The organism is Achromobacter sp. ACM04 (assembly GCF_014851465.1).
In the GTDB taxonomy this organism is placed as follows: Bacteria; Pseudomonadota; Gammaproteobacteria; order Burkholderiales; family Burkholderiaceae_B; genus Achromobacter; species Achromobacter aegrifaciens.
This window is the reverse complement of sequence record NZ_JACUZS010000003.1, coordinates 842,657-859,782: the sequence shown is the minus strand read 5'-3', so window position 1 is coordinate 859,782 and position 17,126 is coordinate 842,657. Positions and strand designations below refer to the sequence as shown.

The 17,126-nt window shown below is 66.1% G+C and carries 16 protein-coding genes and 1 other RNA gene; 10 read left to right on the top strand and 7 right to left on the bottom strand.

All coding sequences use genetic code 11. The features are described 5' to 3' along the window. The first annotated feature begins 6 nt into the window (after positions 1 to 6). The 5 genes from ompA (at position 7) to ssrA (ending at position 4,145) form a co-directional block, all read left to right on the top strand. The gene (ompA, locus tag IB259_RS20270) at positions 7 to 588 is read left to right on the top strand and encodes an outer membrane protein OmpA (protein WP_013392385.1); all 582 of its coding nucleotides are present in this window, start codon (positions 7 to 9) and stop codon (positions 586 to 588) included. Between the two features lie 160 nt (positions 589 to 748). Beyond that, the gene (gene ubiG / locus IB259_RS20265) at positions 749 to 1,474 is read left to right on the top strand and encodes a bifunctional 2-polyprenyl-6-hydroxyphenol methylase/3-demethylubiquinol 3-O-methyltransferase UbiG (RefSeq protein WP_054450880.1); all 726 of its coding nucleotides are present in this window, start codon (positions 749 to 751) and stop codon (positions 1,472 to 1,474) included. Continuing rightward, a complete protein-coding gene (locus tag IB259_RS20260) occupies positions 1,471 to 2,145 on the top strand; it encodes an HAD-IA family hydrolase (protein WP_054450877.1) in 675 nt (224 codons plus the stop codon). Before ubiG ends, IB259_RS20260 begins: the two co-directional genes overlap by 4 nt. A gap of 341 nt (positions 2,146 to 2,486) precedes the next feature. Continuing rightward, positions 2,487 to 3,665: an MFS transporter gene (locus IB259_RS20255; RefSeq protein ID WP_175162849.1), complete on the top strand. Its 1,179-nt coding sequence runs from the start codon at positions 2,487 to 2,489 to the stop codon at positions 3,663 to 3,665. 91 nt (positions 3,666 to 3,756) lie between these two features. Further along, positions 3,757 to 4,145: a transfer-messenger RNA gene (gene ssrA / locus IB259_RS20250) on the top strand. An 81-nt stretch (positions 4,146 to 4,226) separates the two neighbouring features. Here ssrA and IB259_RS20245 read toward each other — a convergent pair. From IB259_RS20245 to IB259_RS20215, 7 genes are all read right to left on the bottom strand, one after another. Further along, positions 4,227 to 4,637 carry a Zn-ribbon domain-containing OB-fold protein gene (locus tag IB259_RS20245; protein ID WP_054450873.1) on the bottom strand — a complete coding sequence of 137 codons (411 nt, stop codon included), beginning with the start codon at positions 4,635 to 4,637 and terminating at the stop codon, positions 4,227 to 4,229. Positions 4,638 to 4,639: 2 nt separating this feature from the next. Further along, on the bottom strand, positions 4,640 to 5,797 hold the full coding sequence (locus IB259_RS20240; protein ID WP_192330001.1) for an acetyl-CoA acetyltransferase: 1,158 nt from the start codon (positions 5,795 to 5,797) through the stop codon (positions 4,640 to 4,642). A 40-nt stretch (positions 5,798 to 5,837) separates the two neighbouring features. Beyond that, the gene (locus IB259_RS20235; protein ID WP_054450868.1) at positions 5,838 to 6,977 is read right to left on the bottom strand and encodes an acyl-CoA dehydrogenase family protein; all 1,140 of its coding nucleotides are present in this window, start codon (positions 6,975 to 6,977) and stop codon (positions 5,838 to 5,840) included. A gap of 30 nt (positions 6,978 to 7,007) precedes the next feature. After that, positions 7,008 to 8,537: an AMP-binding protein gene (locus IB259_RS20230; protein ID WP_054450866.1), complete on the bottom strand. Its 1,530-nt coding sequence runs from the start codon at positions 8,535 to 8,537 to the stop codon at positions 7,008 to 7,010. 19 nt (positions 8,538 to 8,556) lie between these two features. Further along, a complete protein-coding gene (locus tag IB259_RS20225) occupies positions 8,557 to 9,417 on the bottom strand; it encodes a MaoC/PaaZ C-terminal domain-containing protein (protein WP_054450862.1) in 861 nt (286 codons plus the stop codon). Between the two features lie 51 nt (positions 9,418 to 9,468). Further along, a complete protein-coding gene (locus tag IB259_RS20220) occupies positions 9,469 to 10,452 on the bottom strand; it encodes a tripartite tricarboxylate transporter substrate binding protein (protein ID WP_054450860.1) in 984 nt (327 codons plus the stop codon). A gap of 82 nt (positions 10,453 to 10,534) precedes the next feature. Continuing rightward, positions 10,535 to 11,500: a tripartite tricarboxylate transporter substrate binding protein gene (locus IB259_RS20215; RefSeq protein WP_192329999.1), complete on the bottom strand. Its 966-nt coding sequence runs from the start codon at positions 11,498 to 11,500 to the stop codon at positions 10,535 to 10,537. A gap of 227 nt (positions 11,501 to 11,727) precedes the next feature. On the opposite strand from IB259_RS20215, the gene fabG reads away from it, so the two are divergent. From fabG to IB259_RS20190, 5 genes are read left to right on the top strand one after another with little or no spacing between them, the layout of a single operon-like run. Continuing rightward, positions 11,728 to 12,480 carry a 3-oxoacyl-ACP reductase FabG gene (gene fabG, locus IB259_RS20210; RefSeq protein WP_119450912.1) on the top strand — a complete coding sequence of 251 codons (753 nt, stop codon included), beginning with the start codon at positions 11,728 to 11,730 and terminating at the stop codon, positions 12,478 to 12,480. A gap of 31 nt (positions 12,481 to 12,511) precedes the next feature. After that, positions 12,512 to 13,000, top strand: coding sequence for a MaoC/PaaZ C-terminal domain-containing protein (locus IB259_RS20205; protein ID WP_054450854.1), 489 nt, complete (start codon positions 12,512 to 12,514; stop codon positions 12,998 to 13,000). Then, the gene (locus tag IB259_RS20200; protein ID WP_192329997.1) at positions 12,997 to 15,126 is read left to right on the top strand and encodes an acetate--CoA ligase family protein; all 2,130 of its coding nucleotides are present in this window, start codon (positions 12,997 to 12,999) and stop codon (positions 15,124 to 15,126) included. Before IB259_RS20205 ends, IB259_RS20200 begins: the two co-directional genes overlap by 4 nt. Positions 15,127 to 15,171: 45 nt before the next feature. Further along, on the top strand, positions 15,172 to 16,326 hold the full coding sequence (locus tag IB259_RS20195; protein ID WP_125472801.1) for an acyl-CoA dehydrogenase family protein: 1,155 nt from the start codon (positions 15,172 to 15,174) through the stop codon (positions 16,324 to 16,326). Between the two features lie 49 nt (positions 16,327 to 16,375). Next, positions 16,376 to 17,113, top strand: coding sequence for an IclR family transcriptional regulator (locus tag IB259_RS20190; RefSeq protein WP_054450848.1), 738 nt, complete (start codon positions 16,376 to 16,378; stop codon positions 17,111 to 17,113). The last annotated feature ends 13 nt before the right edge of the window (positions 17,114 to 17,126 follow it).

Genomic DNA, 17,126 nt, shown 5'->3' with positions numbered 1-17,126 from the left:
AGAAACATGAACAAACCCTCCAAATTCGCTCTGGCGCTCGCCTTCGCCGCCGTCACGGCCTCTGGTGTAGCTTCCGCGCAAACCGTGGACAACTGGCGCAACCCGTTCGGTGACGTTTGGAAGAACGGCACGAACGAACTGTGCTGGCGCGATGCATTCTGGACCCCGGCCACCGGTATCCCCGGTTGCGACGGCGTGCCGGTTGCACAACAGAAGGCGAAGCCGGCCCCGATGGCGGCCAAGGTCGTGTTCAATGCTGACACGTTCTTCGACTTCGACAAGTCGACGCTGAAGCCCGAAGGCCGTCAGCTGCTGGACCAAGTCGCCCAGCAAGCTCGCGGTATCGACCTCGAAACCATCATTGCTGTGGGCCACACCGACTCGATCGGTACCGAAGCCTACAACCAGAAGCTGTCCGAGCGCCGCGCCGCTTCGGTCAAGACCTACCTGGTCAGCAAGGGTATCGACCCGAACCGTATCTACACGGAAGGCAAGGGTGAGCTGAACCCGATCGCTTCCAACAAGACGAAGGAAGGCCGCGCCCAAAACCGTCGCGTTGAGATCGAAATCGTGGGTAGCCGCAAGTAATTGCTGGACTAGCTACAATAAGGGGGCCTCGCATAGCGAGGCCCTTTTTTTCGCCAGCCACGCACCAAAGCGGTGCAGGGCTGCGCCGCCCCTCCCTCGCCCGGCGCGATGGACCCCTCTATATATAGAGTCATAGAGTCGCCTTACGCTGAACCTGCCCATGACTACGCAAACCCACGATACCGCCCGCCCCATCAACGCCGACCAGGCCGAAATCGACAAGTTCGGCGCCCTGGCCAGCCGCTGGTGGGATCCCGAAAGCGAGTTCAAGCCCCTGCACGCCATCAACCCGCTGCGGCTGGAATGGATCCAGGAATGCGCAGGCAGCCTGGCGGGCAAGAAGGTGCTGGACGTGGGCTGCGGCGGCGGCATCCTGTCCGAAGCCATGGCGCGCAGCGGCGCCGAGGTGACCGGCATCGACCTGGCCGACAAGTCCCTGAAGGTGGCTCGCCTGCATGGCCTGGAATCGGGCGTGAAGGTGGAGTACCGCAAGGTTCCGGTGGAGGAACTCGCAGCGGAACAACCCGGCCAGTACGACGTGGTGACCTGCATGGAAATGCTGGAACACGTGCCGGATCCGGCGTCCATCGTGCGCGCCTGCTCGACCCTGGTGAAACCGGGCGGCTGGGTGTTCTTCTCGACGCTGAACCGCAATCCCAAGTCCTTCCTGTTCGCCATCGTGGGCGCGGAATATGTCCTGCGCCTGCTGCCGCGCGGCACGCACAGCTATGACCAGTTCATCAAGCCCAGCGAGCTGTCGGCAGCCGCGCGCGGCGCCAACCTGGAACCGGTCAGCATGCGCGGCATGGAATACAACCCGATCACCCAGATCTACACCCTGTCGTCCGACACCTCGGTCAATTACCTGATGGCTACCCGCAAATGAGCGCCCTGATCCTGTTTGACTTCGACGGCACGCTGGCCGACACCGCCCCCGACCTGGCCGCCGCAGCCAACCGCCAGCGCACCCGCAAGGGACTGGAACCTATGCCGTACGAGGCCCTGCGCCCGGTCGCATCCCAGGGCGCCCGCGGCCTGCTGCGCGTGGCGCTGGACCTGAAGCCGGGCGACGCCGACTACGAGCCCACCCGGCTGCAGTTCCTGGAAGACTACGCCGCCGGCTCCACCGTCCACAGCAAGCTGTTTCCCGGCATCGAAGCGCTGCTGGCGGACATCCGCAACCGCGGACTGTCCTGGGGCATCGTGACCAACAAGGTCACCTATCTGACCCTGCCCATCGTCGAATACCTGGACCTGACGCGCGACAGCGCCGTCCTGGTCTGCGGCGACACCACGGCTCACGCCAAGCCGCACCCGCTGCCGTTGCAGCACGCCGCGCGCGAAGCCGGCTTCGCCGTAGACCGTTGCGTCTATGTCGGCGACGATCTGCGCGACATCCAGGCCGCGCACGCGGCGGGCATGCCGGCGGTCGCGGCCGCTTACGGCTACGTCGGCGAAGACGACAACATCACGGCCTGGGAAGCGGAAACCTGCGCCAATTCCCCCGCGGAACTCTGGTCCGCCATCCAGCCGCTGCTGCCCAGCGACCTGCGGTAAGCCTGCCTGACCGGGCCGCCACGCGGCCCGGCTCCTGTCTTGCTGTTGTTCGTGAAAATTAGTTGAGTTTCCCGAACAATATTTCCGAAACCAGGGCCTTTATCCTGAAACCAAAGTCACTTAAAGTGTGGCTTATGCAAGGCATGCGGGTGCTTCCCGATTGCCTTTTCCGGCTGATGCCGGAGGTTGCGGACACCGCCGTCCGCCACTGATCCCTGCCACGGCGCCCTTCGGCCCCGTTGCTCTGCCCGGCATTCAGGCCGGCGCACACCTGACCTTTTTTAGACCGCCCACAACGCCCCCCGCGCGCCGCCTTGCCGCGTCGCGCCAGAGGAATGCCTATGCTATTGCCCATCCTGTTACTTTCCGCCGCCGGCTTCACCATCCTGACGACAGAGTTCCTGATCATCGGGCTGCTGCCCGGCCTGGCCCGCGACCTGAACGTCACCGTGTCCCAGGCCGGCCTGCTGGTATCGCTGTTCGCCTTCACGGTGGCGGCGACCGGTCCGCTGCTCACGGCGCTCATGGCCAACATAGAGCGCAAGCGCCTGTTCATTGGCGTGCTGGTGCTGTTCGGCCTGTCCAACGCCCTGGCGGCCGTCGCGCCGAACATCTGGGTCATGGCCGTGGCGCGCCTCGTCCCTGCCCTGGCTCTGCCGGTGTTCTGGTCGCTGGCCAGCGCCACGGCCGTGGAACTGGTCGGCCCGGCGCGCGCCGGCCGCGCCATCTCCATGGTTGCCTTCGGCATCGTCGCGGCCACGGTATTCGGCATCCCCATCGGCGTGCTGATTTCCGACGCCTTCGGCTGGCGCGCCGCCTTTGGCGTGCTGTCGGCGGTGGCGTTCGCCAAGGCCCTGCTCTTGCTGTTCGCCTTCCCCAGCACCCGCATCCGCGCCGACAACGTCAAGCTCATCACGCAGCTGCGCATCCTGCGCAACCCGATCGTGGTCGGCCATGTGCTGCTGTCGCTGCTGGTCTTCACCGGCATGTTCACGGCCTACACCTACCTGGCGGACATGCTGGAGCGGCTGGCCGGTTTCAACGGCCAGATCGTCGGTTGGACCATGATGGCGTTCGGCGCCGTCGGTTTGATCGGCAACACCCTGGGCGGCCGCATGGTGGACCGCAGCCCCCTGGGCGCGACCGCCTTGTTCTCGGCGCTGATGGCGGCAGGATTGGCCGTGATCGCCCCCGTGATGCAGTCGCACGGACTGCTGGCCGTGGCGCTGGGAGTCTGGGGCATTGCGCAAGCCGCGCTCTTCATCGTCTGCCACGTGCGGCTGATGAAGTCCGCGCCGGAAGCGCCGGCCTTTGCCGCGTCCCTGAATATCTCGGGCGCCAACACCGGCATCGGCCTGGGCGCCGTGGTCGGCGGGTACGTCATCGACAACTACGGACTGGCCTCGCTGGGCTGGGCCGCGGCCGTCATCGTCGGCATCTCCGTGGTCCTGGCCTTCGCGCTGATGGCGGCTTCGCGCCCGCGCCGGGAGCCCAAGGCGGCCTGCGCCAACGCCGTGTGACGGCCCGCCTGTATCGTCTGCGCCACGCCCGGGCATGGCGGCGCAGACGATGCAGCAGGCTATGGCGTTTCCCAGTACAATAGATCCTCTTGGGGCCGATCCGGATTCGACGTGGGTCGCGAAACAACTCAGGGCATGCCGAGCACCAGTACGCTCGTTAAACCACTGGAACACTACAAACGCCAACGACGAGCGTTTCGCTCTCGCCGCTTAAGCGGTGAGCCGCTGCACTGATCTGTCCTTGGGTCAGGCGGGGGAAGGCAACTTCCTAGGGGGGCAACCCTCGAACCGCAGCAGCGACATTCACAAGGAATCGGTTTGAACTGGGGTCACACGGTTCAAATTTAAATTACGTGAATCGCTCTGGTCCGGCCTGTCGGTTGGCTAAGTCCAGGGTTAAAACCAAATAAATCGACTACGCATGTAGAACTGGTTGCGGAGGGCTTGCGGACGGGGGTTCAATTCCCCCCGGCTCCACCAAATACCGCAAAAGGCCGGTCTGATTCAAAGTCAGACCGGCCTTTTTTATTTGCCTGCGCCGGCCACCGGCCGGCGCTGTGCTCACACCTCCAGCCTGAACTGCGGCAAGGTGATCTCGTCCGACACCTGTTCGAAACACACCCGCACCCGGCTTCCTATCCGGACCGCCTCGGGCGGGGTGTCGATGATGTTGGCCATCATGCGCACGCCTTCGTCCAGGTCGATCATGGCGACCACATATGGCACTTTTTCGCTCAGGGCGGCATTGCTCGGACGCCGGTTGACGGTGTAGGTGTAGACGGTGCCCAGTCCTGCGGAGTCGATCCACTCGATGCTGTCGGACAGGCAGGCGGTGCAGAATTCGCGCGGATAGAACTGGCGCGTCTTGCAGCAGGCGCATTGCTGGATGACCAGGCGGCTTTCCTTCGCCGCATCCCAGTAAGGCTGGGTGATCCGGGTCGGTTGCGGCAGCGGGCGTTGGGCGAGTTCCATGGTCAGACTCCGAGTATCAGGGTGGTGTTGCAGGAAAAAACCAGGCCTGGCGCGTGCACCAGGGCCAGTTCGGCGCGGGGCAGCTGGCGCTCGCCGCATTCCTTGCGCAATTGGTGCACGGCCTCGAGCAGCAGCAGCATGCCGAACTGGCCGGGATGGTTGTAGGACAGGCCGCCGCCCGAGGTATTGATGGGGAAGTCGCCCCCCGGAGCCAGGCGTCCGTCCGCCACGAAGGCCCCACCCTCCCCGCGCTTGCAGAAGCCCAGTTCTTCCAGCGACTGGATCACGCCGATGGTGAAATGGTCGTAGATCTGCACCACGTCGATGTCGGCGCGCGTGACGCCGGCCATGGCGAGCGCGGCGTCGGCCGTCTGCGCCACATTGGTGTCCAGCCAGTCCGCCGTGTTGAAGGGCGTGTAGTGGTGCGAGAAGGATTCGGCGATGCCCATCACGTAGACCGGCGGCCGCTTGAGCTCTCGCGCTCGCGCCGCGGACGTGATGATGACCGCGCCGCCGGCGTCGGTCACCAGGCAGCAGTCACGCTGGCGCAAGGGGTCGGCAATCAACTTGGACGCCATGACTTCCTCGATCGAGGTGTCCTCGCGGCGGTAGGCCTTGGGGTTGAGCTGCGCCCATTTGCGCGCCGCCACCGCCACTTCGGCCAGGTCCTTGTGGGTGGTGCCGTAGCGCTGCATGTGCAGCTGCGCCACCATCGCGTAGTAGCCGATAGGGCTCAGCTGCCCATACGGCGTGATGAACTGTCCGCGCGGCATGCGCATGTCTTCGGGCGTGCCGCCCACCTTGCGCGTGCCGTCCGACAGCTGGGTGCTGCCGTAGGCCACCAGCGCCACCTCGCACATGCCGGCCTCGATGGCGGCCATGGCGTGGCGGATGTGCATGACGCTGGACATGCCGCCCACGCTGGTCGAATCCACATAGCGCGGCCGTATGCCCAGGTATTCGGCCAGGTGCAGCCCGGCGAACTTGTCGTCCACGTGCGCGAACACGCCGTCGACGTCCTTGAGCGTCAGGCCGGCATCGCGCAGCGCGCGGGTCGCTGCCTGCGCCTGCAGGTCCAGCGAGGTCATCCCGGGCACTTTCCCCAGGTCGGATTCGGCGGCGCCGACGATGGCAACCGATTTCGAGAGATGCTTGCTCATGTAGGGATCTGTTCCTGTCGAAGTCGAAGAAGAAGAAAGTTCAAAGCGTCCGTGCGATCAGCTCTCGCATCACTTCCGAGGCACCGCCGTAGATCCGGTTGGGCCGCACGTCGGTGTAGGCGCGGGCGATGGGGTATTCACGCATGTAGCCGTAGCCGCCGTGGAACTGCAGCAGGTCGTCGATGGCGCTGGTGGCTTCAGATGCCCACAGCTTGGCCATGGCCGCGCCGCCGGCATCGAGCTCGCCATCCAGGTATTGCTGCACGCAACCGTCGACAAAGGCGCGAGTGGCGGCGGCCAGGGTCTTGATGTCTGCCAGCTTGAAGCGGATGTGCTGGTTGTCGATCAATGCCTTGTCAAAGGCGCGCCTGTCCTTGGTGTAGTCGACGGTCCATTGCAGCGCGCTTTCCAGTGCCATGGCGCAGCGCACCGCGATCATCAGGCGCTCGCGCACCAGTTCCTTCATCAGATAGCCGAAGCCCTGGCCTGGCTCGCCCAGCATGTCCTCGTCCGGCACGAACATGTCCTGGAAGAAGAGTTCGGCCGTGTCCTGCGCCTTCTGCCCGACCTTGTCCAGCAGGCGTCCGCGCGTGAATCCGGGCGTCGCGGTATCGACCCAGAACAGGCTGATGCCGCGCGCGCCGGCTGCCGGATCGGTCTTGGCCACCACCAGCACGCGGTCGGCATGGAAGCCGTTGGTGATGAAGGTCTTCTGGCCGTTGATGACGTAGCCGCCCTGCGCGCGGACCGCCGCGGTGCGTATCGCCTTGACGTCGCTGCCCGCGCCCGGCTCGGTCATGGCGATGGACGCCACGATATCGCCCTGGGCCATGCCGGGCAGGTCGCGCTGCTTCTGGCGCTCGGTGCCGAAGTTCAGCAGATACGGCGCGACGATATCGGAATGGGTGGTGAAGCCGGTGACGCCGGTGGCCAGCGCACGGGCGATCTCTTCCACCACGATGATCGTGTGCAGGAAGTCGCCGCCGCCCCCGCCGTATTCCTCGGGCGTGCTGGGCAGCAGGATGCCGGCCGCGCCGGCCTTGCGCCACAGTTCGCGCGGCACCAGGCCTTCCTGTTCCCATTGGTAGTGATGCGGCGTGATCTCTTGCGCGATGAAGCGCGCCACGGTGTCGCGGAACAGGTCATGCTCCGCCGAGAAAAGCTTGCGCTGCCGATTCATGCTGCCTCCTGATCTTTCATGGCGGGCCGCCTAGGCTTGCGGCCAGTAACGTTGCTTGACCAGGCGCTTGAGCAGCTTGCCGGTCTCGGTGCGCGGCATGTCGCTGGAAAAGTCCACGCTCTTCGGGCACTTGATGGGCGAGATCCGGTCGCGGCAATAGTCGATCAACTGCCGCGCCAGGTCGGGGCTGGCCGCGGCCGGATCGCGCAATTGCACGACGGCCTTGACCTCCTCGCCGAACTCCGGGTTCGGCACGCCGACCACCGCTACGTCCGCCACCGCGGGATGCGTGCTCAGCAGGTTCTCGGCTTCCTGGGGATAGATGTTGACGCCGCCCGACACGATCATGTTGGACAGGCGGTCTGTCAGGTACAGATAGCCGTCCTGGTCCAGGTAGCCGATATCGCCGTAGGTGGCCCAGCCGCGCGCGTTGTAGGCGCCGCGCGTCTTGGCCGGGTCCTTGTGGTATTCGAAGGAGCCGCCGCCGGAAAAATAGATGACGCCTGGCTGGCCCGGGGGCAGTTCGTTCAGCCCGTCCTCGCTCATGATGTGGGCCTGGCCGAACTCCGGCCGGCCGACCGAGCCGCGGTGCGCCAGCCACTCATCGGAGCCCAGCGAGGTGCGTCCCACCAGTTCGGTGCCGCTGTAGTACTCGTACAGGATCGGCCCCCACCACGCGATCATGGCTTCCTTGACGTCGGCGGGGCACGGCGCGGCCGCATGCACGGCGTAGCGCAACGTGGACAGGTCGTGGCGCGTGCGCTCCTCCTGCGGCAGGCGCAGCAAGCGGATGAACATGGTCGGCACCCATTGCGAATGCGTGACGCCATGGGTGGCGATGGCCTCCAGCGCAGCGGCCGCGTCGAATTTTTCCATCATCACGCAGCTGCCGCCCGCCCGCAGCGCCGCCATGTTCCAGCGCACCGGGGCCGCGTGATAGAACGGCGCGGTGGACAGATAGACGGTGTCGCGGTCGAAAGCTTTCCAGGCGCTGCTGGGCGCATCGCCAACGCGGAAATAGCGGTTGGCCACCGACAGCGGGCGCTTGATGCCCTTGGGCAGCCCGGTGGTGCCCGACGAATACAGGAAGTCCGTGCCTTCCGGGGTTTCAGGCAGGGCCACGTCATCGGCGTAGCGGCCGATCCAGTCTTCGTACGGGATTGCGCTGGCGTCCGCGCCGTCCATGCTGACGCGCAGCACGCCGCGCGCATCCAGCTCGTCCGCATCCGTTTCGGCCTGCGTGTGACCGGAATAGAACAGCACCCGCGCGTCGCAGTTTTCGATGATGTAGCGCGCTTCCTCGCGCTTGAGGTGGCGGCTGATGGTGGTGTAGTACAGGCCGACGCGGTGCGCGGCCCACAACAGTTCGAAGAAGCGCGGATGGTTTTCCAGGAATACCGCGATCACATCGCCGGATTGCAGGCCGGCGTCCAGCATGGCCGCCGCGCATTTGCGGCTGCGCAGTTCCAACTCGCGCCAGGTCACCGTGGTGCCGGACGGAATCATGCGGTAGGCGATGCCATCGGGCATCTCCCGGGCATGGGCTTCAAGTACTGACATGGTTCACCTCTGGTTTTTCTCAATGCGCCAGGCTGGCGGCGCCGTGGCTCAGCACCACCGTGCCGCGCTCGTGGGCCAGCGCGCGGAATTGCAGGCGGTCGCCGTCGCGCCAGATCTCCACGCGCAGCGTTTCGCCCGGGAAGAACGGCGCGGAAAAGCGCGCGGCGATGGCGCCCAGCCGTTGCGGCGCCGCCGGCGCGCAAGCCTGCAGCAAGGCTCGCGCCGCCATGCCGTAGGTGCACAGGCCATGCAGGATGGGCCGGTCGAAACCGGCGGTGCGCGCCATGTGCGGCAGCGCGTGCACCGGATTGAGATCGCCGTTCAGGCGATAGAGCAACGCCTGCTGCGGCAGCGTGGACAGCAGCACGACCTGATCGGGTTCGCGTTGCGGCGTGGCCGGCAGGGCCTCGGGCGGCTCGTCGCCCTGGCCGAAGCCGCCATCGGCGCGGCAGAACGACACATGCTCCACCGTGGCCAACGGCGCGCCGCTCTCAGCATCCGAAATGTCGCGCACGGTGACTACCAGCGCACCCTTGCTGGCGCCTTTGTCCACGACGCGCGTGACGCGGGTCTGGCTGCGCACCGCGCCGGCCGCGGCCAGCGGCGCATGGAAGGTCATGCGGTGCTCGCCGTGCAGGATCTTGACCCAGTCTATGCCGGTGGCCGGATCGGCGGCCCAGCCATTGGGCGCGCCGATGGTGGCCAGGAAAGTCGGCACCACGGCCGTCCCGTCCTCGTGCACGTAGCGCAGCTCGGCTTCATCGGCCGGATCGCTGCCGTAGCCCAGGCCCAGCGCGTAGATCATGCAGTCGCGCGCGCTGTAGCGGTCGACGCGGTCCTCGAACTTCCAGTTGCGCAGGTTTTGATAATCGATTGCCATGGATCATGCCTCCCTACGCATGCCGGCGGCGCCAGGCCGCCGGCATGCTGGTCATTCCGCCTTGATGCCGGCGGCCTTGATGATTTTTTCCCAGCGGTCTTTTTCCGACCGGATGAAGCTGTCGAACTCGGCCGGCGTGCCGCCCAGCGGAATGCCGCCCTGCTGCGCCAGCTGCTTTTTCACCTCTTCATCGGCCAGGACCGCGTTGAGCTCCTTGTTCAACCTCGCGACCACCGCTGGCGGCGTGCGCGCCGCGACCAGCACGCCCAGCCAGGCGCCGACGTCGACATCGGGATAGCCTTGCTCGGCCAGCGTCGGCACGTCGGGCAGGATCTGGCTGCGTTCGCGGGTGGTGACCGCCAGCGCCCGCAGCCTGCCCGCCTTGACCAGCGGCGCCACGGTGATCACGTTCTCGACCGTGAAGTCGACCTGGCCTGCGACCAGGTCGTTGGTCGCGGGCGCGGCGCCCTTGTAGGGCACGGTGACAGCGGTGAAGTCCAGGCGGTTCTTCAGCAGCTCGCCGCCCAGGTGTCCGGACGTGCCGATCATGGAAACCGCCATGGACAGATTGCCCTGCTTCTTGCGGGCATAGTCGCGGAACTCGGCCAGCGTCTTGACCGGCGCGTTGGCGTTGACCACCAGCGCGTTCGGCATGGTGATGATGCGGATCACCGGGGCGAAGTCGGACATGGCGTACGGCAGTTTGCTGTACAGCGTGTAATTGACCGCGTTCGGGCCGCTGCTGCCCATGACCATCGTGTAGCCGTCGGGCTCGGCGCGCAGCAGGCCTTGCATGCCCAGGATGCCGGCCGCGCCTGCCATGTTTTCCACCACCACCGGCTGGCCGAGCCGCTCCGACAGCTTCTTGCCTATCACCCGGCTGGTGATGTCCAGGATCCCGCCGGGCGAACTGGGCGCGATCAGGCGCAGGGGCTTGTTCGGATAGTCATCGGCCGCGTGCGACATCTGCGGCAAGGTCATTGCGGTCATCAGGCCGGCCAGCACTGCCAGCGTGTATCGCCTGCGTGTGTTCATGTATGTCTCCTGATTGGTCTTGTGTCCGCGGGCTTGTGGCGCCCGCTGTCTCGAATCCGGCAAACGGACCCGTTGCCGCGCGTCAGTCCACCTTCATGCCGGTGGCATCGACCACGCCCTGCCACTTCTTCACTTCGCTCTTCAGGAAGGCCCGCGCCTCTTCGGGGCCGCCGGTCAGGGGCCGGGCGTAGATCCGGTCCATGAATTCCTGGACATCCGGCTGCTTGTTGATGTCGGCCACGGCATCGGCCAGCGTCTTCAGGACCGGCGCCGGCACCTTGGCGGGGGCCGCCATGAAGTACACCGCTTCCACGTCGTAGCCCTTGAGGCCGGCTTCCTCGATGGTGGGCAGGTCGGGCATCGCCTTCATGCGCTCGCGCCCGGTGACAGCCAGCGCCTTCAGCTTCTTGGACTGCACCAGCGGAATGGCCGTGGAAACGCTGCCGAACATCATGTCCACGGTGCCCGACATCAGGTCCACCTCGGCCGGCGACACGCCCTTGTAGGGCACGTGGGTCATGTCGACGCCGGCCATGACCTTGAACAGCTCGCCCGCCAGGTGGATGGACGAGCCCATGCCGGCCGAGGCGAAAGTCAGCTTGTTGCCGCCGGCCTTGGCCTTGCTGATCAGGTCGTCGACGCCTTGGATGCTGGAGCCGGGCGGCACCACCAGGATGTTGGGCGTGGAGGCCACCATGCCTATGGGCGTCAGGTCGCGCTCCCAGTCGTAGGGGTTGCGCTTCATGGCGGCGTTGGCCGCCACATAGTTGGCCGCCATCGCGATGGTGTAGCCGTCGGCCGGGGCCTGCGTCAGCGCCTGGATCGCGATGTTGCCGCCCGCGCCGGGGCGGTTTTCCACGATGAATGTCTGGTTGAAACGTTCGCCGAGCTTTTTGGCGTACAGGCGGGCAAGCAAGTCCGTGGCGCCGCCGGGCGCGAAGCCCACGTACACCCGCACCGGCTTGTCCGGATAAGCGTCGGCCCCGCTAGCTGCGCCTGCGGCAGCCAGGCTCAGTACCGCGGCCAACAATCCCTTCAACATTGCCATGAGTCGATCTCCTTCCGTTTTTTTAGAGATATGGGAATGTCGGGCCAACTTATTCCGACATGCCGAACAGTATAACGATGTGCCGATATTAATTGTCAAGAATTCCGGTGGTGTGTATATTTGTTCGGAACCTCGGAATAAATTCAAACTTGCCAGGCGCCTATCCCGGGATATCGGATTTCGGGCCCAGCGTGCCGGGCGCCATCAGCTACAGAAGGGGAATGGAGATGGACCTGCAACTCACCGGTAAAGTCGCCGTCATCACGGGTTCCGGCCGCGGCATTGGCTATGCGTCGGCACTGGCCCTGGCGCAGGAAGGCGCCCGCATCGTCATTACCGACATCAATCCCGAATCGGTGGAACAGGCGGTAGCCAACCTGAAGCAGGCCGGCCACGAGGCCATCGGCGCCGTGCTCGACGTCTGCGACGCGGAACAGGTGCAGACCATGGCCGAGCTGGCCGCGCACAAGTTCGGCGGCATCGACATCCTGGTCAACAACGCCGGCTTCACGCGCGACAAGTACCTGCTCAAGATGCCGGTGGAGGACTGGGATTCGGTGGTCGACACCATCCTGAAAGGCGCCTACTACTGCACCAAGGCCGCCCTGCCCTCGATGATGGAAAGGAAGTGGGGCCGCGTCATCAACATCGCCTCGCGCGCGCACTGGGGCAATCCCGGCCAGACCAACTACTCGGCTGCGAAGGCGGGCCTGATCGGCTTCACCCGCGCGCTGGCGCTGGAACAGGGCAAGTTCAACATCACCGCCAACGCCATCGCCCCGGGACTGATCGAAACGCCGCTGGTGCGCGGCCTGTCCACCTACGAAACCCTGCGCGCCAATGCGCTGGCGCGCCAGCCGGTGCCACGCCTGGGCGCGGTCGAGGACATCGCCAACGCGGTGGCCTTCCTGGCTTCTGAACGGTCCTCCTTCATCACGGGCGAACTGCTGCATGTGACCGGCGGCCGCTACGCTTCGTAAAACGCTCCTCCCTTCCGGAATCCGATCAGCCATGCAAAGCGCAAGCCCTGCCAGCCCATCCCCGCTTCCCGTCCAGCAGCCGCTGGAGGTCGGCCATTGCTTCGAATCCGCCGGCCGCACCATTACCGAAAGCGACATCGTCAACTTCGCCTGCCTGTCCGGCGACTTCAACCGCCTGCACGTCGACCACGAGTACGCCAGCGCCACGCCCTTCGGCCAGCGCATCGCCCACGGCCTGCTGGTGCTGTCCGTGCTGTCCGGGCTGACCACCCAGTCCAGCGGCTACCGCCAGCTGGAACCCTACGTGCTGGCGCTGATCGATATCAACTGCCGCTTTCCCAAACCCACCTTCATCGGCGACACCATCGTCGTGCGAGTGACGGTGACCGAAAAAACCGGGCAGTACCGACCGGGCAAGGACAAGGTGGTGTTCCGGCGCGAAGCCGTCAACCAGCGCGGCGAGGTGGTGGTCCAGGCCGACTTCGCGATGGTGCTGCGGTCCATGGAGGGCGCGGCATGAAACCGTTCGCAGACCTGACGCGCTTCGTCAATCCGCGCAATGTGGCCGTGGTCGGCGCTTCTGCCCGCGAATCCAGCCAGGGGCGCCGCCTGTACGACAACCTGGTGCTGCATTCGTCGGTGCCGGGCGAGGTGTACGCGGTCAACCCGGCCTACCAGGAAATCGGCGGCCGGCCCTGCTGGCCATCCATCAGCGCCCTGCCGCCAGCCGAGATCGACGTGGCCCTGATCATGATCAACGCCTCGCTGGTGCTGGATGCCTTGCGGCAATGCGCGGCGCGCGGGATCCCTTTCGCGGTGGTCATGACCTCCGGCTTTTCCGAGGCAGGCGAGGAAGGCCGGCGCCTGGAACGCGAGATCGCCGAGCTGTGCGAGGCTACCGGCCTGCATGTCTACGGGCCGAACTGTCCGGGCTTCGTGAACGTGCGTGACCGCCTGGGCATGACCTTTTCGCCCGCCTTCAAGGACGATCTGAACACCGGCTCCATCGGCTTGGCGACCCAGGGCGGCGGACTGGGCCGCAACCTGCTGCAGGGCCTGTCCTACGGCCAGGGAGTGGGCCTGTGGTTCTCCGCCGGCAACGAGGTCGACCTGGAGATTCCTGACTTCATCGCCCACATGGCGAACGATCCGAAAACCAGCGTGATCGCCTTGCTGATGGAAGGCGTGAAGCACGGCAGGCGGCTGACGGCGGCGCTGGAACTGGCGCGCGCCCGCAACAAGCCGGTGGTGGTGCTGAAGGTGGGCCGGTCGGAAGCCGGCGTACGCGCCGCGCAGTCGCACACGGCGTCGGTGGCCGGCACGGCTGCGGTCAACAGCGCTGTGTTCCGGCAGTTCGGCGCAATCGAAGTGGATGACCTGGACCAGTTGCTGGCGGTCTCGCGCCTGCTGACGCGCATCACGCCCAAGAGCGGCAACGGCCTGTGCATCCATACCTTCTCGGGCGGCACCGCCGCGCTGGCCGCCGACATCGCCGGCGCAGCCGGCCTGCCGATGGCGGTGTTCGCGCCCGAGACCAAGGCCGCCTTGCGCAAGCTGCTGCCGGATTTCGCCAGTATCGACAACCCGGTAGACACCACTGCCGACATCCTGCGCAACCCCGAAGCCTCGGCGGCCTGCCTGCGCGCGATATGCGCCGACCCGGCGGTGGGCACGGTGCTGTTCCCCATCCCCATGGATTACGGTTCCATCACCGACGGCATGGCGCAGGCCATCGCCACGGTGGCGGCCGAAACCGAAACTCTGATCGTGCCGGTCTGGATGAGCCGGCGGTTGGGCGGCGGTTTCCAACTGCTGGAAACCGCCGGCCTGCTGCCGTTCCTGTCGCTGTCGGACGCGATCGCGGCCCTGTCCAAGGCCATACCGTGGAAGCGGCCCGAACGCGCGACGGCGGCAGCGCCCGCGCACGCCGATGCTGCATCCGACCAGGCCCGCATGCTTAGCGAAGCCGCGGCCAAGGCCATGCTGCGCGCGGCCGGCCTGCCAATACCCGAAGGAGTGGTTGCCGCCAGCGCCGAGCAGGCAGCCCGCGAGGCCGAGCGCCTGGGCTTTCCCGTGGTGATGAAGGTGGTCAGCGCCCAGATCGCGCACAAGACCGAAGCGGGCGGCGTCAAGCTGGGCATCGCCAGCGCCGGCGCGGCGCGCGAAGCCTATGCCACCATTCATGAATCGGTCGCACGCCACCAGCCGGACGCCATCATCGACGGCATCCTGGTGGAGCGCATGCTGCCGCCGGGCGGCCGCGAGGTGCTGGTCGGCGTGCATAGCGATGCGGCCTTCGGCCTGGTGCTGACCTTCGGCCTGGGCGGCATCTTCGTCGAAACCATCCGCGACGTGGCCCACCGCATGGTGCCGCTGTCGCGCGACGATGCGCGCGCCCTGCTGCGCGAGATCCGTTACGCCGACATGCTGGACGGCGTGCGCGGCCAGGCGCCCGCCGACCTTGCCGCGCTGGAGGACCTGATTCTGCGGGTCTCGGACTTTGCCTGGAGCCGCCGCGACACTTTGCAGGAACTGGAGCTCAACCCGGTCTGGGTCGGCGCCGAAGGACAGGGCGCGATGCCGCTGGACGCGCTGATCGGCCTGCGCCCCGGCGCGGATGCCAGCCTGGAGCAACGCCCCTCATGACCGCCGCCGCAACGCCCTCCTCGACCATATCCGCCTAGGACTCGCATGGACTTCTCACTGGACTCCACCCAGATCGAACTGCGCGACTCGCTGCGCCGCTACCTGACGGCCGAAGTCGCGCCCATCGTCAACCGCTACGAGGCCGAAGCCCGCGTGGTGCCGCAGGACATGGTCCGCGCCATGCGCGACTTCGGCCTGTTGGGCGGCATGCTGCAGGAAAAGGACGGCGGCTACGGCCTGCCGATGACGACCTACGGCATGCTGATAGCCGAGCTCGCGCGCGTCTGGCCGTCGCTGCGCAGCATCGTCAGCACCAGCAATCTCGCCGCCTCGGTGCTGAGCGACGGCGGCTCGCCCTACCTCAAGGAAAAGTACCTGCCGCGCGTCCTGTCGGGCGACGCGATCGCCAGCTTCGCGCTGAGCGAACCCAACATTGGTTCGGACGCGGCCCATGTCGAAACGCGCGCGGTGCAGACCGAAACCGGCTGGCGGGTCAACGGCCGCAAGCTCTACATCAGCCTGGGCACGGTCTGCGAGCTGGGCGTGGTGTTCGTGCAGACCCAGCGGGATGGCGGCGAACGCGGCGTGTCCTGCCTGCTGTTCGAGCGCGCCATGCAAGGCTTCTCGTCCAGCCCCATCGACAAGATGGGCATGCTGAGCTGCCCGTTGGGCGAGCTGCTGTTCGAAGACGTGGAGATCCCCGCGGCCAACCTGATCGGCGCCGAGGGCAAGGGCTTCGCGCTGGCCAAGAAGTACCTCAACATCGGCCGCTGCGTGGTGGCGTTTTCCGCGTTGGGCATCGCCGAGGCCGCCTATGAGGCGGCGGTAAAATACGCCGGCGACCGGGTCCAGTTCGGCCGGCCCATAGGCGGCTTCCAGCTGGTGCAGCATATGATCGCCGACATGATGACGCTGGTCGAAACCTCGCGCCTGCTGTGCTGGCGCGCCGCCGACGCGCTGGACCGCAACGCCGCCGACAGCCAGATGCTATGTTCGATGGCCAAGCGCCATGCCACCGACGCCGTGCTGCGCGTGGCGGAACTGTCCATGCAGGTGCATGGCGGCGCGGGCTACACCACGCTGTTCCCCGTCGAGCGTCATTACCGCGACGCCCGCCACCTGAGCATTGCCGAAGGCACCAACCAGATCCAGGCCCTGCTCATGGCGCAAAGCGTATTAGGCATTTCCGCGTTGAAATGACCGGCTACGCAAACGCCCGGGCCGGTTCCACTATCCACTCCGACATCCTATGCCGCAAATCCTCCCTACCGCACAGCGCGTGCTGCAAGTCTTCGAAGTCTATGCGCGGGAACGCCGTCCCCTGACGAATTCGGAAATGGCGCGCTTTCTCGACCTGGCCGACAGCAGTTGCTCGGACCTGCTCTACACGCTGCGCCAGGCAGGCTACCTGTTGCGCACGCCCAAGTCGCGCTACTTCCACCCGACGGGCAGGCTGCTCGACGTGGCCCAGGGCATTTCGGCGGCCGATCCGCTGCAAGCCTTCGCGTCCGAAGCGCTGGAGATCCTGACGCGCCAGTCCGGCGAATCCTCGATGTGCGGCCTGCTGGACGGCAACAAGGTGAAGATCTACGCCAGCCAGGAAAGCCCGCGCGCCTTGCGCTACGTGGTGCAGCCCGGCACCACCTTCGACCTGCAGGTCGCGGCGCTGGGCAAGGCGCTGCTGGGTGAAATGGACGCCGCAGAACGCAACGCCGTGATCGATGCGCTGCCGTTCGAACACGTCACGGCCAGCAGCATCACCGACCCCGGGACCCTGCGCACGCAGATCGAATCCCAGCTGGAAAAGAAGTACTTCCACACCCGCGACGAAGGCAATGAAGGCGTCTCGGCCATCGGCATCGCCGGGCGTGTCGGCGGACAGTTGACTGCCCTGTCCATCGTCGGCCCGACCCATCGCATGGACGCCAACATGGAGAAGTACACCCAGGTCATCCTGGACGCGCGCGCCGAATTCTTCGAAGCCTGAGAACCCGACACAT

Bases quoted from the DNA above. Each gene is read 5' to 3' on its own strand.
- ompA (WP_013392385.1), top strand. From the start codon at position 7: ATGAACAAACCCTCCAAATTCGCTCTGGCGCTCGCCTTCGCCGCCGTC.
- ubiG (WP_054450880.1), top strand. From the start codon at position 749: ATGACTACGCAAACCCACGATACCGCCCGCCCCATCAACGCCGACCAG.
- IB259_RS20260 (WP_054450877.1), top strand. From the start codon at position 1,471: ATGAGCGCCCTGATCCTGTTTGACTTCGACGGCACGCTGGCCGACACC.
- IB259_RS20255 (WP_175162849.1), top strand. From the start codon at position 2,487: ATGCTATTGCCCATCCTGTTACTTTCCGCCGCCGGCTTCACCATCCTG.
- IB259_RS20245 (WP_054450873.1), bottom strand. From the start codon at position 4,637: ATGGAACTCGCCCAACGCCCGCTGCCGCAACCGACCCGGATCACCCAG.
- IB259_RS20240 (WP_192330001.1), bottom strand. From the start codon at position 5,797: ATGAGCAAGCATCTCTCGAAATCGGTTGCCATCGTCGGCGCCGCCGAA.
- IB259_RS20235 (WP_054450868.1), bottom strand. From the start codon at position 6,977: ATGAATCGGCAGCGCAAGCTTTTCTCGGCGGAGCATGACCTGTTCCGC.
- IB259_RS20230 (WP_054450866.1), bottom strand. From the start codon at position 8,537: ATGTCAGTACTTGAAGCCCATGCCCGGGAGATGCCCGATGGCATCGCC.
- IB259_RS20225 (WP_054450862.1), bottom strand. From the start codon at position 9,417: ATGGCAATCGATTATCAAAACCTGCGCAACTGGAAGTTCGAGGACCGC.
- IB259_RS20220 (WP_054450860.1), bottom strand. From the start codon at position 10,452: ATGAACACACGCAGGCGATACACGCTGGCAGTGCTGGCCGGCCTGATG.
- IB259_RS20215 (WP_192329999.1), bottom strand. From the start codon at position 11,500: ATGGCAATGTTGAAGGGATTGTTGGCCGCGGTACTGAGCCTGGCTGCC.
- fabG (WP_119450912.1), top strand. From the start codon at position 11,728: ATGGACCTGCAACTCACCGGTAAAGTCGCCGTCATCACGGGTTCCGGC.
- IB259_RS20205 (WP_054450854.1), top strand. From the start codon at position 12,512: ATGCAAAGCGCAAGCCCTGCCAGCCCATCCCCGCTTCCCGTCCAGCAG.
- IB259_RS20200 (WP_192329997.1), top strand. From the start codon at position 12,997: ATGAAACCGTTCGCAGACCTGACGCGCTTCGTCAATCCGCGCAATGTG.
- IB259_RS20195 (WP_125472801.1), top strand. From the start codon at position 15,172: ATGGACTTCTCACTGGACTCCACCCAGATCGAACTGCGCGACTCGCTG.
- IB259_RS20190 (WP_054450848.1), top strand. From the start codon at position 16,376: ATGCCGCAAATCCTCCCTACCGCACAGCGCGTGCTGCAAGTCTTCGAA.